Raw genomic sequence first — 15,072 nt, 5'->3', positions numbered from 1 at the left:
TAGATAAAAAGTCTTATCAAATCGACATTTTTATTGTGGGAATTCACATTATCGATAAAAACATAAAGAAGAGATTGTTGATTTGAGCTAATAAACAAACCCGACACGATCGGCCGGGTTATATATTAAGCCTTAACTAAGCGATTTGTGATTCTGGCTTTTTATTCGTTTTTAACGCAAACATCGCGATAACGAGTAACACAAATGGAAGAACATACAAATTAAGATTCTGCCAACCTACGGTAGACTCAAGCCAACCAGATAGTAATGCGGTGATGGTGACACAACTGAACACGAAGAATTCATTAAACGCTTGAGCCTTGCTTCTGTTTTTCGCTTCATAGCTTTGACTAAACAGCCCGGTTGCTGCGATAAACATAAAGTTCCACCCTATTCCTAACAGGATTAAAGCAAGACTAAAATGCCAGATAGACACTCCATGTATATTAATTCCAATACAAGCAACAAATAGCAATCCACCCGCCAAAATCATATTCTTAGCGCCAAACCGCTCTATCAGACGGCCCGTGACAAACGCAGGTGCAAACATACCCAACACGTGCCATTCGATCACTCCCGCCGCTTTATCAAAATCAAAGCCACAACCAATCATCGCTAAAGGAGTTGCTGTCATTAAAATGTTCATCACCGCGTACGCAACCATTGCCGCGATAACTGCCAGCATGAAATTAGGTCGACGAATAATCAGTCTCAGCTTATCCGCCTTAGCGTGTAGCGCCTGCGTGTGTGCAGGTGGAAAACGAATGGTTTGTAGCACAACCAACGCGGTTATATAAAGCACGACAAGCACAGCAAATGCACTAATGTATAAGCCATCATCTGACCACTGCTGCGAGTACACGGCCAGATTAGGCCCAAGGATCGCCGCTAACACCCCACCCGCCATAGATATCGAAATCGCCCTATGCCTTGCCGACTCTTCACACACTTCAATGGCAGCAAACCTGTATAGAGTACCGAAACCTATACCAACACCAAGCAAAAACGTAGACATGCAGAACAGATAGAAGTTTTGTTGACTTAATGCATACGTCGCTAGACTAGCACCCAAAATGCCAATGACATTACCAAGGCTAAAACCAAGGCGACGCCCTAACTTGCCCATAATTAGCGACGCAGGAATTGTCGCGGCCATCAGTCCCAAAAACTGCAGTGCAACTGGTAATGTGATAAAACTTGATGACGGCGCAAGTGTTTTGCCAATAAGGGCAATAACAGATATGAGTAAAATATTCCCTGTCATTAATAAGGCTTGGCAGAGGGATAGAAGCCATACATTACGATTCAATTCCAAATTCCTTTTGGTTACGACGTATACAGATAACATATAGGAAAGCAGAAACAATAGAAAGATATGAGAGTAATTCTCAACAAAAAGAGCCAGAGGCATAGTACCTCTGGCTCTTCACTATTCGCTTTTAAAAAAGTTTTTCTGTTGAGCTTACTTGTTGCGGCGCGCTTTTACTGCATCAGAAAGCTGACGAAGTACCGTTTCCGTGTCTTCCCAACCAATACATGCATCAGTGATCGACTGACCATAAGTGGCTGCTTTGCCATCCACTAAGTCTTGGCGACCTTCAACTAAATGAGACTCGATCATCACACCAAAAATGGCTTCTTCGCCAGCAGAGATTTGCTCGGATACATCATCAGACACCAGCATTTGACGCTTGAACTGCTTCGAGCTGTTAGCATGGCTAAAATCAATCATCACTTTTTTCGGCAGACCTGCGGTGTCCAGCTCATCTTTAATTTGAGCTACATGTGCTGCACTGTAGTTTGGTTCTTTACCGCCACGTAGAATAATATGGCAGTCTGGATTACCAGCGGTTTCTACGATCGCGGAATGACCGTATTTTGTTACTGAAAGGAAGTGATGGGAAGCGCTTGCAGAACGAATCGCGTCGCTCGCTATTTTAATATTCCCGTCTGTACCGTTTTTGAAACCTACAGGACAAGAAAGACCAGAAGCTAGCTCGCGGTGAACCTGAGATTCTGTCGTACGAGCACCGATAGCGCCCCAACTGATCAAATCCGCCACGTACTGAGGTGTGATCATATCTAAGAATTCACTTGCCGTTGGCAAGCCCATATCGGTTAGATCAAGAAGAAGTTTACGTCCGATACGTAGACCATCATTTAGCTTATAGGTGTCATTTAAGTAAGGGTCATTGATAAGGCCTTTCCAACCAACGGTCGTACGCGGCTTTTCAAAATAAACTCGCATAACAACCTCAAGCTGCTCGCCCAGTTCATCACGTAGTACTTTTAGCTTTTTACCGTACTCAACCGCGGCAGCCGGATCGTGAATAGAACACGGGCCAACGATCACGAGTAATCGATCGTCTTTTCCTTCAAGAATATTGTGAATGGCGTTACGGCAATCAAAAGTGGTCGAAGAAGCGGTTTCAGTCGCTGGGAACTTCTCTAATACTGCAACAGGTGGCAATAACTCTTTTACTCTATTTATTCTTACATCATCAGTTTGAAACATTACTTCTACTTCCTGGTTTTATTTCCGACCCCATTTTTACCAACTGAACTCATTGCAACATTGTTCACAAAGCGAGCAGCATCAAGGGCTGTGGTCATTTTCTGTCTAGCGTTTAAGTAACTTATCGGCTTAGGCGTAGACTTGCAATCAGTTTTTGCAAATAAATGCAAATAAAAACCACCTGTTAACCACCGCGCACAATGTAAAGTAAAGTTTACGAAAAAAAGTTCAAAATAATCATCAATTTTCTTATGCACCAAAAAATCTTTACTACAATGTAAGAAATATCAGAAGTTTGTGAGGTATTTTTGGGTAGTAAATGTTGATCAAGTTCAAATATATTGTTGCTTGATATGAAATGATTAGAATATTAAACTAATTTCTTATAAACGCTGGTTTTTTCTAATTTTTTGATAAAACGAAGTAGAAGTTAATATGCAATCAATACAAGGAAACATTATGAACAAAGTAGCAATTGCAGTAGCAGCAGTGGTAGCTGGTAGTAGCGCGCTTTTAAACTCTGCTCAAGCTGAAATGTACATCGGGGGCAAAGTGGGCATGACTACACTTGACGACGCTTGCTATCTAAATAGCCCTTGTGATGATGAAGCGTTCGGTGCAGGACTACATATCGGTTATGACTTTACCGATATCATCGGGCTAGAGTACGGCGTAGACTTCTTAGGCGACTATGAAGGAAACTCTAGGTCAGGGGCTAATACGATTAATACGATTGACGGCAATCTAACGGCTTTAACACTTGCACCTAAATTCAACTGGCACTTAAACGACTCTTGGAATCTGTTTGCTAAGATCGGTGGTGCTTACATGATGTCTGATGACGAAACAGACTTTGTCCCAACAGGTTCTTTGGGTGCTGAATACTCGATCGATAGAAACTGGAGTGTTCGCGCTGAATACCAACGTTACCAAGATATGTCTGACGACGTGTGGGACGACATGGATGCTAACTTCTTTGGTATCGGTGTTAACTACAAATTCGCAGCAGCTCCAGTTGTTGCAGCAGTTGTAACGGAAGAAGTGATCGAGCCAGATCCAGAACCAGTGATGATGAGCAAGGTGCACAAAGAAGAGTACGGTACAGGTACGTTTGAATTCGATAGTGCTAAGTTAACAGAGTCCGTTTCTGAACGTCTGGACAACTTTGTTTCATTCTTGAACGAATATCCTCAAGCTCAAGTAGAGATTACTGGTTACACGGATAGCTCAGGCCCTGCGGCATACAACCAAAAACTGTCTGAGCGTCGTGCTCAATCTGTTGCTGATTACCTAACCGCAGCTGGCATTGGTTCAGATCGTTTGACAGTTAAAGGTATGGGTGAAGAAAACCCAGTTGCTGACAACAGCACTCGCGAAGGTCGTGAGAAAAACCGTCGCGTAGAAGTTGTGGTACCTTCATTTGAATACCAAGAGCTAGTTCAACCAGAATAAGCATCTATGATTCATGATCGATGATGTGGTAAAAATTAATGGGGTGCATTTGCACCCCATTTTGATCTCATATTAAGGGATATTGCCACTATGGTTTGGGGAAAAAGATCAACTCATTATCTTGCACCATAACACAATCCATACCAGCTGCATGCGCCGCTCGCTTCCCCAGCTCAGTATCCTCAAACACAAGACACTGTGACGCCTCCAAGTCGAGTTGTTCCGCGGCCACCAAAAAAGTATCTGGAAAGGGTTTATGGTTCTCTACATCACTCGCGGTTACTACAACATCCAACTTGTCTAATAAACCTGCATGGCTTAATAAGCGCATGGCACTTTCTCGTTGGCTGCCAGTCCCGACTGCAATTTTCTTATGGCCTAAATATTCCTCTAACACGATGTTCGTGCAAGGAATAACGTCACCATGAAGCTCCATAGCAGCGAATGTTTCCATTTTAAATGTCGCGACAGTTTTAGGATCTAATGAAAGCTCATGCACACGATTTAGTTCCTCAACAATTTTAAAGCTCGGCATCCCTCCTAAACTGTGAAACCACTCCTGACAAAACGGAAAATCAAAACGCTCAGCAGTTGCTTGCCAAGCTGCCAAGTGGGCTGGCATGGTATCGATTAGAGTACCATCCATATCAAATATGAATCCCTCATAGGGTCTAAAATCAATCGTGCTCATGTCTTTTCTTCTATTTGTGCATCTGTAATGTTAATTTATCAGCTCTTTCAATCGTCCTTACCGGCATTTACTTATCATGCTCAAAATTTCGAACTCCGTCACAATTCAAGAGTGGGAAATTCAATTATCCCCAATTAGAGCTCAAGGAAATGGTGGCCAGAACGTTAACAAGGTAGCGTCCGCTATACACCTGCGCTTTGATATCCGGCATTCAAGCTTACCTGACTTTTACAAAGAGCGATTACTTGCACTTTCTGATAGTCGTATAAGTAAAGATGGCGTGATCATCATCAAAGCGCAACAATTTCGGACACAAGAACAAAATAAGGAAGACGCCCTAAATCGGCTTCAAGCATTGATAAAAGCTGCCGCTTTACAGGAGAAGAAGCGTATTAAAACGAAACCAACCCGCGCTTCTCAACGCCGACGACTTGATACAAAAAACAAGCACGGAGCGAAAAAACAGCAACGTAAAAAAGTGCTGTATTAGTGCATGTCGTTTTCTCGACATGTTAGTTGAACAACGTTTGCTAGCCCTTGGAAATCTCATTGGATTTCTCTTTTTAGTTACTTATTCAGGAAACAACAATATGACTATTAGGCAAAAACTCTACTTCCTCGGAGTTATCGCCATTTTAGGCATCGTGGCCCTTTTGGGTACGTCATCCCATTTTGAAAATAAGAGCAATGATCTTAATCACGCCATCAAACTCGTTGGTGATCTAGAAATACGCTTACTCAACTTACGCAGAAATGAAAAAGATTTCCTACTGCGTAGTAATGACAAATATCTAAATAAGTTTGACGCCAATGTTGACAAGTTTATAGACACAGAAAAAGAGCTTGCGAACATACTCAAGAGTAATGAATTACCTTCCAGTCAACAATTTAAGCAAGACTTGCTCGCATACCAAAGGGGCTTTCAGAATCTGGTCAGCGCTTACCAACGATACGGGCTTGATTCAAAGAGTGGGCTTCTCGCCGGTTACGAACAAGCACTATTAGAAGCTAAACAACGTTCAGACCACCAGCAGTTATTGGCATTAGTCCGTTTTGACTCTGCGGTAAAAGCAGGACTATTCAATAGTGACTTGCTTGAGGGGCAATATGCTCCGGAGCTTATCAAAACAGGTAAGCAATTGGCGGCCCAAAAGCAAGTTGTTGGGGTTGCTTATGACAAAGGCCTACTCGGTGAAACTCGCGCATTATCCCATGCCGTAGAAGAGCAATTTGAAACCTTTTCCACAGCCCTTAGCTCTGCTGCCGCACAACGTGATGAACAAATGTCGACCATCAAGCAGGTCATTACAGCTCTGATCTTAGTCGTTATTTTCGCATTGATTTGGCAAATTTCACGTTCAATCAATACGCGAGTGAATAGCTTACTTGGCACCATTCGAAGTATCAGCGAAACGAACAACATGGGACTTCGATCTGATTTGAAAGGTCAAGACGAGCTATTTGATATCAGTCATCACCTCAATGACCTATTGGATAAGCTTGAGCATCTAATTAGTAGTACCCAAGAAAAATCGGCGCAACTCACTGCAAGTACCGATAATATGCATCGTGAGTTAGAAGGCGTTATGGAGCAATTCCACACGCAAACTGACCACACAGCATCAATGGCGACGGCAGTTCAGCAAATGGTTGCCACAATAGGTGAAATCTCTGAAAGCACATCAGTTGCGGTAGAAGGCGTACATCAGGCAGCGAATAATGCCGAACAAGGTCGAGGAGTTGTTGAGGCGACGGTAACCAACATCGGTCAACTAACCACGATTTTATCAAACAGCCAGCAGTCGATTGGCTCGCTGAATCAGCATGTAGATAAAATTGGTGGTGCCGTGAACATCATCCAAGAAATTGCAGAGCAAACCAACCTACTAGCTCTCAACGCAGCAATTGAAGCCGCGCGAGCAGGCGAACAAGGCCGCGGGTTTGCAGTTGTCGCCGATGAAGTACGCGCCCTAGCTAGCCGAACTCATCAATCCACAGAGGAAATCACGCGGGTCGTTGCAGACATTCAAACTCAAATGTCTACAGTTGTTGCTGATATTGATCAATGTAACGATCAAGGGCAACAAACACTTAATGCTTCTGAAAAACTGGATTCTAGCCTACAGCAGATCATCACTGACATGCATTCAATTCAAGGTAATTCGGAGCGCATAGCTTCAGCAATTGAAGAACAAGGTATCGTTATGAACCAAGTTAGCGGTTCAATCACCGAGCTAAACGCAATATCTGAGAATAACATGCAATCCGCTCAGGAATGCTTGCATGAAGTGAACTCTGTCTCTGCTCAAGCTCATGATATGGATGAAGCCGTTGCACAATTCAAAACTGCGCTAAAATAACCCTTTTTCAAAATAGAAAGCCCGAGGCAATCATTGCTTCGGGCTTTTTTCAATTGTCACTTCGTGCTTACTGCGCACTTCGGATGTGATTATTCATCATCAAGAGGAACCAGCTTGGTGTTGCCACCATGAACTTTCTCACGCTGTCTTTGCACCAGAGCGTAGAAGCCTGGGATCAAGAATGTACCTGCTAGAAGCACACACAATAGACCACCAATCAGCGACACGCCGAGTGAGTTTTGACTCACGTGCCCCGCGCCAGCGGCAAAGATAAGCGGGAAGATACCCAAAATAAATGACCAAGATGTCATATTCACAGCGCGGAAACGTAAAGTGCCTCCTTTAACCGCTGCACTATCGATATCAGCATCTTTTTCTTCTCGCTCTTGCTTGGCGAACTCCACAATCAAAATTGCGTTTTTCGCCGCCAAGGCTATGAGCAAGACAAGACCAATTTGGGCATACAAGTTAAGCGGCGTGCCAGTTAGATTCAACGCAAGGAAGGAACCTAACGTTGCTACTGGGACCACCAAAATAATAGCCAGTGGAATACTCCAACTCTCATACTGAGCCACCATAAACAAGTAAATGAAGATCAAAGCCAGCGCAAACGCATAAATGGCTTGGTTACCCGCGAGCACTTCCTGATAAGCCATACCTGTCCATTCATACGTGTACCCTTGCGGAAGAACTTCAGCAGCAACGCGTTCCATTGCTGCAATCGCATCACCACTAGAGTAACCCGGAGCTGGTTGGCCTTGAATGATAGCACTGCGGTACATGTTGTAACGCCACGCCACATCAGGCTCAAACACTTGCTCGTAGCTCACTAGCGTACTTAACGGGACCATATCACCGTTCGAAGAACGAACATGGAAACGCTCTAGATCTTCCATGCTGCTACGGTGCTGGCTATCAGCTTGCATGGTTACGCGGAAGTTCTTACCAAACATGGTGAAGTCATTCACATAAAGCGAACCTAAGTTGCCTTGCAAGGTTTGGAAAATAGACGACAGCGAAATACCTAATTGCTGCGCTTTCTCACGATCGATATCAACGTAGTAGTGCGGAACATTCGCGCGGAACGTGCTAAACGTGTAGGCAATTTCAGGCGCTTGGTTAGCCGCTTGGATCATTTCTCCCATGACCATCGACAAGTCGGTACGACTTCGCCCTAGCGTGTCTTCAAGCACAAACTCAAAACCAGACGCAGCGCCCATACCTGGAACCGCCGGTGGTCCCATCGCAAAAACAACCGCTTGAGGTAACTCTGTCGCCGCTCGCCCGTTAATACGTGCCGCGATAGCATTAGCAGAGTGCTCTCCTTGCAGCGAGTTACGAGTATCCCAGTCATGCAATTTGATAAATACAGAAGCACCGTTTGATGCTGCTGCGCCTGTCATAAACGAGTAACCGTTCGCAACCGTCACACCATCCACACCAGGTTCTTCACCGATCATTTTCATTAAATCATTGGTGACTTCTTCAGTACGTGATAAAGAGGCTGAATCTGGTAGCTGTACGTTAACCAGCAAAATGCCTTTATCTTCTTGAGGAACAAACGCTGTAGAGGTGGTTTTCGCAAAGAAAGTGACCGCTGCGATAGCAACTATAAAGAACGTCACGAGCAGTAAAGACTTCTTCACCAAGAAACCAGCGATCTGGCCATAACGCGTAGTAATGCGCTCTAAGCCTCGGTTGAAAGCCTGGAACCAGTTAGCGGTATTGCCCCCACCCTGCTTCAATACCAGGGAACAAAGTGCTGGAGACAGCGTCAATGCATTGATGGATGAAATCACAACCGAAATACAGATGGTCAAAGCGAACTGGCGATACATGATACCGGTGATACCTGGCAGCATGGCAACAGGTATGAATACCGCAAGTAGGACCAAGGTCGACGTGATGATTGGGCCCGTTACTTCTTTCATCGCTAGCAACGTCGCTTTACGCGGTGAAATAGTTGGGTCTTTCGCCATGGTAGTATCGACGTTTTCGATAACCAGAATCGCATCATCCACCACGATACCAATCGCAAGGATCAAGCCAAACAAAGTAACCGTATTAATGGTGAAGCCCGTTGCCTGCATGATGGCAAACGTACCAATCAGAGAAACGGGGATCGCGACAACAGGAATCAACGTTGCACGCGCACTACCCAAGAACAAGTAAGTTACAGCAATCACCAATAGAATCGCTTCAATCAGTGTTTTTACTACCCCTTTGATCGATTCAGATACGAACACGGTTGTATCGTAGCTGGTCTCGTATTCCATTCCCTCTGGGAAGTTTTTGCTCAAGCCCTCAAGGAGCTCCATGACGGCCTGACCACTTTCTAACGCATTCGCATCCGATTGAAGAGACAACGCAACGATTGACGCGTCCTGGCCACGGAACTTACCGTTACCATCGTAGAACTTTTTGCCTAGTTCAACGCGAGCAACATCTTTCAGATAAACCGTAGAGCCATTGGGATTAGCTCGAAGGACTACGTTCTCAAACTCACTCACGCTTTCCAAGCGACCTTTGGTCACAAGGTTAAACTGAACTTCTTGCGGGTTGTTGTATGGTGCTGCACCTACACGCCCTGCCGCAACTTGAACGTTCTGTTCAGCCAAAGCGGCGTATACGTCTGACGTGGTTAGCTTAAGGTTGGCCATTTTTTCAGGATCTAACCAAACACGCATTGCGTATTCGCCACCACCAATCACGTTAACTTCACTGATACCTTTCGCACGAGCCAACTGATCTTTTACATTCAAGTTAATGTAGTTAATCAAGAACTGATCATCGTATTTGCCATCAGGTGAATAGAAGTTAAGTACCATCAGCAGGTCAGGTGAACGCTTTTTCACCGTCACACCAACCATGCGAACTTCTTGAGGCAGTTTTGACTCAATCTGTGACACGCGGTTTTGCACGTTAACTTGCGCCATATCTGGATCGGTGCCGACATCGAACGTGACGTTTAGGCTGTAAGAGCCATCGTTCGCGCTCTTTGAAGACATGTATATCATATCCTCAACGCCGTTGACTGAGGTCTCTATGGGGTCAGCAATGGCCTGCTCGACAACTTCCGCACTCGCGCCAGTGTAGTAAGCCGAAACGCTGACTGATGGCGGGCTTATCTGTGGGTACTCAGCCACTGGCAAAATCGCCAGTGAGATCGCGCCGGCTAGCGTTAATATGATCGAAATAACCAGCGCGAATTTAGGTCTCTGAATAAAGAAACGACTTAACATAGTGCCCCCTACTGCTTATCTTCAGCAGGTGCTTGAAGGCGCACTTCTACACCATTACGCACACGTTGTAGGCCTTGTGTAATAACCGTATCTTCCTGATCGAGCCCTTCTCGAATGATAATGCCTTGTTCAACCTGAGGGCCAAGCTCGACGTTACGACGCTCTGCGACATTTCCCTCAGTCATCACCATCACAAAGTCACCTTCTAAGTCAGTTTGAACGGCACGTCGTGGAATAACAATAACGTCCTTCGTATTCTTATCTCTCAAGTTCACTTTGATGTGCTGACCAGGAAGTAGCTTCTGATCTGGGTTTGGAACGAGCGCGCGCATAGCAATCGTACCCGTTTTGGTGTCAATACGATTACCTAAGAAATCAAGCTTACCGAGATGCTCAAAAAACTGTCCATTTTCCAGTTCAAGCTGAACTTCAACGCGGTTTGATTCAGCCGAGCCATCACCTTTTACTTGATCCATACCCATAGCTAAACGCTCACGCTCACTCACACTAAATGAGGTATGAACTGGATCTAAACTCACCAGAGTTGTCAGCACGCCAGATGACGGAGAAACCAGATCACCCGTACTCACTTTGGTATCACTAATACGTCCGCTAAAAGGTGCTCGGATTTGAGTATAGGAAAGGTTAACTTCAGCAAGTTTAAGTTGAGCATTTGCCGCTTCTAGCTCTGCTCTCGCACCAAGAAGTGCCGCAGTTAAAGCATCAAACTCAGATTGAGAGATACTACCGCGAGGCAACAAGTTTTTACCTCGAGTATGATCTAATTCGGCTTTTTTTAGCGCCGCTTTAGCTTGTGCAAGTGCGGCTTTAGCACTCGCGACTTGGGCTTCAAAAGAAGATGGCTCGATAGAGTAAAGGAGCTGCCCTTTTTCTACCATTTGCCCCTCTTCAAAGTGACGAGCTTTTAAGTAGCCAGAAATCTGCGCGGTAATATTGGTATCTTCTACTGCTTCAATGCGACCGATATAAGACTTGCTCGGTTGGTAGTCGATAACCGTGACATCCTGAGTCACTACGAGAGGCGCTTGACCTTTCGTTTGGGCATTATTAGCTTCCCCGCATCCAGCGAGGATTGCTGTAGCCGCCATTAGTGCGACAAGTGGTTTCTTTTGCATGTATTTACCGTCTTTATAGAACAGGATATTGTTGAATTCCTATCAACCTTACTCCTTGCTGCCACTGAAAACTTCACTGAAAAGCGCCCAAGGTGTTTCTAAATGTAAACATGAGAAACAAAAGGAAAATAAAGTAATTTAGTTAACAGTGGTATTCAATGAGCAATATACATACAACTCAATCATAACTATTTAATATACGCCTTAGGAGATCGCGAATTTTAGCGTGTGCTTGGAAACACTAACGGGAGTATTGTATTCGGGCGTAAAGTGAGATTCAGTGCTCAAGATAAGAACGTTTTGTGGCTAAAAAGGTAAAAAGTGACGCCTTCATACTCAAGACCCCGATTTTGACTATTTTTTTAATATAAATGGGTTATCATTCAATTAATTCAACGCCTTCGACAGAGAGGATGACTATGATTTCTAAATGGGCGAAACGCTTTTACCAGATGGCAGAACTAGTGGCGTCTTGGAGTAAGGACCCATCAACACAAGTCGGTGCCGTTATTACTAAACAGAATCGCATTGTATCTGTTGGATTTAATGGCTATCCGCATGGTGTTTCTGACAGTGTCGACACCGATGAGCGCGAGTTGAAATACCTTAAAACACTGCACGCGGAAGAGAACGCAATTTTGTTCTCAAAACGTGACTTAGACGGATGTGATATTTGGGTAACGCATTTTCCTTGCCCTAACTGCGCGGCAAAGATCATTCAAACAGGGATCTCACACGTACACTGCCCTGAGCAGTCTGAAGACTTTTTATCTCGCTGGGGAGATAAAATCCAAGTCAGTCAAGATATGTTCGACCAAGCGGGTGTGAAAGTCGACTGGTTACCGCTAGAAGACATTGAAATTGAAGACAAAGACGTGCGCTAGTATTCCATCTTAATATTTAAATAGCCCAGAGAGATCTGGGCTATTTTGTTATTAAATCTGCAAGAGGTCTCGACGTAGTCTTTTAACTGTGTTTTTTCGCTGTGAGCTCAGCAATTTTGACAATAACGAGTACTGATTTTTCCATCATTTCAACAGAAATAAACTCATGAATTCCGTGGAAGTTAAAACCACCGGTGAAGATATTCGGGCACGGCAAACCCATAAAAGATAAACGAGCACCATCTGTACCACCACGAATAGGTTTTATAATCGGTTCCACATCACACGCTTCCATCGCTTGCTTTGCCAGCTCAATGATATGAGGGTAAGGCTCAACCATTTCTCTCATATTGTAATAGCTGTCTTTTATTTTTAGCTCTACAGAACCATGGCGTAAACCCGTGTTCATTTCATCGACGAGTTTCTGCATAAAGGCTTTTCGATCCTCAAGTCTTTGACGGTCAAAGTCTCTAATAATGTAACCTAGCTCGCTTCGTGCAACGCCCATTTCTGCCGATTTTAGATGGAAGAACCCTTCGTAACCTTCGGTTGTTTCCGGAGTTTGATCTTGGGGCATTTGAACTTGAAATTTCGCAGCCAAGTTCATCGCATTGACCATTTTGCCTTTTGCAGTACCTGGATGAACGCTAACACCATGAAAAATTACATCAGCGTTTGCTGCATTAAAGTTTTCGTATTCCAACTCACCTTGCGGGCCACCATCTATAGTGTATGCCCATTTCGCGCCAAATTTTTTAACATTAAACAAATCTGCACCACGACCGATTTCTTCATCCGGAGTAAAACCGATACAAATGTCGCCGTGTGGAATGTCTGGGTTTTCCAGTAGCAGAGCTACCGCGGAAAGAATCTCTGCGATACCGGCTTTGTTATCCGCGCCAAGTAATGTAGTGCCATCGGTAGTAATAAGATTGTGGCCATGTAGGTGATGTAAATCGGGGTATTGCACGGGAGATAACACTTCATCCCCCAACCCTAATGCAATATCGCCACCTTGGTAATCTTCGATGAATTGCGGCTTTACGTTTTTGCCAGATGCATCCGGCGCGGTATCCATATGGGCAATGAAGCCGATAGGAGGAACCTCATAATCAATATTGGCTGGCAGTTTAGCCATCAAGTAGCCATTTTTATCCAAAGTCACGTCACTTAAGCCAAGTTCGATCATCTCTTTTTTAAGTAACTCAGCAAACACAAGCTGACCAGGTGAACTTGGGCAAAGCGTCACATGTGGATTGGATTGGGTATCAAACGTGACGTATCGAAGAAATCTTTCAACTAAATGTTTCATATTTATTCTCATTGTTTTGTACGATGAGGCCTTATCACGCATTGATAAGCTGACGTTGCCTCATCAAACCTCACGCTATGTTACGCTCTTAGTTCAATAAGAATTTGCTTTGAATCATTTTTTGATAAGAAAGGCTTTTGCGCTTTGCTTCCGCTCATTGAAGCATGAATTTAATCTAAAAGTTCCTCAGCCAGTACTCGCCACTCTTTAACCTTTTCACGAAAATGACGCCATTGCTTATCGGTCATCGAACGAGAAACATCTAATGTCAGTTGATCAACCAATGCAAAGTTAGAATCAATATTCAGAGAAAGCTGCTCACTATAATAACTCTCTGGCTCGAACAAGAGTCGCATAAATATATCTTGATAAGTCACAACATTAGATTTGTTGTCGAACAAGTATTCGAGCTCTTGATATACCGTGGCTCGATAATCTCTCCATAAAGGGCTGTTTAAAATAACTTGCTGAGAAAATCTTTGAGCTAATTGACGCTGATTTCCTGATAGATTCCCCAGCCATTCTTCCATCCACTCTTCAGTGTTATCCAGAATAATTTCACGCACTTCGTCTTCTGTCTTATCGGCATATTTTGCGTTTCGCTCTTGATAATGTTCTTGTACATTACTCAAAAACTCGCGTTCTTGCTCTTTCGTTAATTGCAAACTTAACGCAAAAAGATCTGGTGCTGCTTTGCTGACCACTCTATCGTAATGCGCTCGCATTCTATCTCGATTTTGTTGTAAGTAATTTAAGGTGATATCGCTCGCTTTTAATCTCTCAAGGTCTTTTAAATGTTCGATATATAATGGTAACTCCTCTTTCTTGTGCCAGTCTGCCAACAATAATAAGCGCTCTTCCACCAGGACTTCTTGTTCCCCTTGCAACGAGACATAGTCCTCTAAGTAATCGAGCACGAACCAATCGATATTGCTGTATAAAAACTTTTTCGCACAACCGGCAAGCAGATATACGAAGCAAAATAGAAGGCCATAACGAAGCGCCTTATTAGATACACCCTTTAATTTAGTCACTTATTCGTATTCCCTTTTCTGTTGATTAAGTTCTATACTCAACCTGTATCACTTAGTATTGCGGCAAACTTACACCAGTGTGACAAATATTGATTGCCACCTTAATAATATATAGAGTTTGAAATTAACTTTTTGATCACAGCTATCCGCAAAAAAGTGAGTTAGAGCGCAATTATCGGCTAAAAAACGTACCGAACGACGCTCCCTATAACGGCATATAATTTGCATGGATGTTTTTGGGATGGTTTATGGAGGCGAAGTATGGCAGCCGCTGAGCAACTTGATACCAGTGTAGAATATGAGATTCGATATTTTGAACAGGGGAAAATGCACTGCATGAGAGTCATTGCTGAAAGCAAAAAAGTGGCTTATCAGTACTATTTGGAGTGTGGTAAGCACAACAGTGACTTGTACTCTATTCGCCCAGACAAGTAAAAAAACCGCCT

The 15,072-nt window shown here is 43.9% G+C and carries 12 protein-coding genes; 5 read left to right on the top strand and 7 right to left on the bottom strand.

Translation table 11 applies throughout. From position 1 onward, the window contains the following. Positions 1 to 136: 136 nt before the first annotated feature. Both IJ23_RS12205 and aroG read right to left on the bottom strand, forming a co-directional pair. A complete protein-coding gene (locus IJ23_RS12205; RefSeq protein ID WP_033906379.1) occupies positions 137 to 1,309 on the bottom strand; it encodes an MFS transporter in 1,173 nt (390 codons plus the stop codon). Between the two features lie 153 nt (positions 1,310 to 1,462). Then, positions 1,463 to 2,515, bottom strand: a complete 1,053-nt coding sequence (aroG, locus tag IJ23_RS12200) for a 3-deoxy-7-phosphoheptulonate synthase AroG (RefSeq protein ID WP_017635200.1) — start codon at positions 2,513 to 2,515, stop codon at positions 1,463 to 1,465. A 459-nt stretch (positions 2,516 to 2,974) separates the two neighbouring features. Here aroG and IJ23_RS12190 point away from each other — a divergent pair, with 459 nt between their 5' ends. Continuing rightward, positions 2,975 to 3,967 carry an OmpA family protein gene (locus IJ23_RS12190; RefSeq protein ID WP_005373499.1) on the top strand — a complete coding sequence of 331 codons (993 nt, stop codon included), beginning with the start codon at positions 2,975 to 2,977 and terminating at the stop codon, positions 3,965 to 3,967. Between the two features lie 88 nt (positions 3,968 to 4,055). Here the strand turns inward: IJ23_RS12190 and IJ23_RS12185 are convergent, their stop codons facing one another. Further along, entirely contained in the window at positions 4,056 to 4,658 is a 603-nt protein-coding gene (locus IJ23_RS12185; protein WP_017819896.1) for a beta-phosphoglucomutase family hydrolase, read from the bottom strand. Between the two features lie 76 nt (positions 4,659 to 4,734). Here IJ23_RS12185 and arfB point away from each other — a divergent pair, with 76 nt between their 5' ends. Beyond that, positions 4,735 to 5,148: an alternative ribosome rescue aminoacyl-tRNA hydrolase ArfB gene (arfB, locus tag IJ23_RS12180; protein WP_017635196.1), complete on the top strand. Its 414-nt coding sequence runs from the start codon at positions 4,735 to 4,737 to the stop codon at positions 5,146 to 5,148. Positions 5,149 to 5,248: 100 nt separating this feature from the next. Next, positions 5,249 to 7,018: a methyl-accepting chemotaxis protein gene (locus tag IJ23_RS12175; protein WP_025767924.1), complete on the top strand. Its 1,770-nt coding sequence runs from the start codon at positions 5,249 to 5,251 to the stop codon at positions 7,016 to 7,018. Positions 7,019 to 7,107: 89 nt separating this feature from the next. Here the strand turns inward: IJ23_RS12175 and vmeZ are convergent, their stop codons facing one another. Together vmeZ and vmeY are read right to left on the bottom strand one after the other, a co-directional pair. Next, the gene (gene vmeZ / locus IJ23_RS12170; RefSeq protein ID WP_017635194.1) at positions 7,108 to 10,260 is read right to left on the bottom strand and encodes a multidrug efflux RND transporter permease subunit VmeZ; all 3,153 of its coding nucleotides are present in this window, start codon (positions 10,258 to 10,260) and stop codon (positions 7,108 to 7,110) included. Between the two features lie 8 nt (positions 10,261 to 10,268). Next, positions 10,269 to 11,396, bottom strand: coding sequence for a multidrug efflux RND transporter periplasmic adaptor subunit VmeY (gene vmeY / locus IJ23_RS12165; protein WP_033906378.1), 1,128 nt, complete (start codon positions 11,394 to 11,396; stop codon positions 10,269 to 10,271). Between the two features lie 419 nt (positions 11,397 to 11,815). Here vmeY and IJ23_RS12160 point away from each other — a divergent pair, with 419 nt between their 5' ends. Then, complete coding sequence (locus IJ23_RS12160; protein WP_005373515.1) at positions 11,816 to 12,280, top strand: dCMP deaminase family protein; 465 nt, start codon at positions 11,816 to 11,818, stop codon at positions 12,278 to 12,280. Positions 12,281 to 12,362: 82 nt separating this feature from the next. Here IJ23_RS12160 and pepT read toward each other — a convergent pair whose 3' ends face one another. Together pepT and IJ23_RS12150 are read right to left on the bottom strand one after the other, a co-directional pair. Then, positions 12,363 to 13,592: a peptidase T gene (pepT, locus tag IJ23_RS12155; RefSeq protein ID WP_033906377.1), complete on the bottom strand. Its 1,230-nt coding sequence runs from the start codon at positions 13,590 to 13,592 to the stop codon at positions 12,363 to 12,365. A gap of 170 nt (positions 13,593 to 13,762) precedes the next feature. Continuing rightward, positions 13,763 to 14,626: a DUF6279 family lipoprotein gene (locus tag IJ23_RS12150; RefSeq protein WP_033906376.1), complete on the bottom strand. Its 864-nt coding sequence runs from the start codon at positions 14,624 to 14,626 to the stop codon at positions 13,763 to 13,765. A gap of 261 nt (positions 14,627 to 14,887) precedes the next feature. Between IJ23_RS12150 and IJ23_RS12145 the strand changes: the two genes are divergently transcribed. Next, positions 14,888 to 15,061 carry a hypothetical protein gene (locus tag IJ23_RS12145; RefSeq protein WP_005373524.1) on the top strand — a complete coding sequence of 58 codons (174 nt, stop codon included), beginning with the start codon at positions 14,888 to 14,890 and terminating at the stop codon, positions 15,059 to 15,061. The last annotated feature ends 11 nt before the right edge of the window (positions 15,062 to 15,072 follow it).

Origin of the sequence: Vibrio sp. OY15, assembly GCF_000742455.1 — a bacterium.
Taxonomy (GTDB): domain Bacteria; phylum Pseudomonadota; class Gammaproteobacteria; order Enterobacterales; family Vibrionaceae; genus Vibrio; species Vibrio alginolyticus.
This window is presented reverse-complemented; position numbering and strand designations above follow the sequence as displayed.

What these genes read in the sequence shown, in the direction of transcription:
- IJ23_RS12175 (WP_025767924.1), top strand. Translation starts at nt 5,249, where the DNA reads ATGACTATTAGGCAAAAACTCTACTTCCTCGGAGTTATCGCCATTTTA.
- IJ23_RS12185 (WP_017819896.1), bottom strand. Translation starts at nt 4,658, where the DNA reads ATGAGCACGATTGATTTTAGACCCTATGAGGGATTCATATTTGATATG.
- vmeY (WP_033906378.1), bottom strand. Translation starts at nt 11,396, where the DNA reads ATGCAAAAGAAACCACTTGTCGCACTAATGGCGGCTACAGCAATCCTC.
- IJ23_RS12145 (WP_005373524.1), top strand. Translation starts at nt 14,888, where the DNA reads ATGGCAGCCGCTGAGCAACTTGATACCAGTGTAGAATATGAGATTCGA.
- IJ23_RS12190 (WP_005373499.1), top strand. Translation starts at nt 2,975, where the DNA reads ATGAACAAAGTAGCAATTGCAGTAGCAGCAGTGGTAGCTGGTAGTAGC.
- aroG (WP_017635200.1), bottom strand. Translation starts at nt 2,515, where the DNA reads ATGTTTCAAACTGATGATGTAAGAATAAATAGAGTAAAAGAGTTATTG.
- vmeZ (WP_017635194.1), bottom strand. Translation starts at nt 10,260, where the DNA reads ATGTTAAGTCGTTTCTTTATTCAGAGACCTAAATTCGCGCTGGTTATT.
- IJ23_RS12160 (WP_005373515.1), top strand. Translation starts at nt 11,816, where the DNA reads ATGATTTCTAAATGGGCGAAACGCTTTTACCAGATGGCAGAACTAGTG.
- pepT (WP_033906377.1), bottom strand. Translation starts at nt 13,592, where the DNA reads ATGAAACATTTAGTTGAAAGATTTCTTCGATACGTCACGTTTGATACC.
- arfB (WP_017635196.1), top strand. Translation starts at nt 4,735, where the DNA reads ATGCTCAAAATTTCGAACTCCGTCACAATTCAAGAGTGGGAAATTCAA.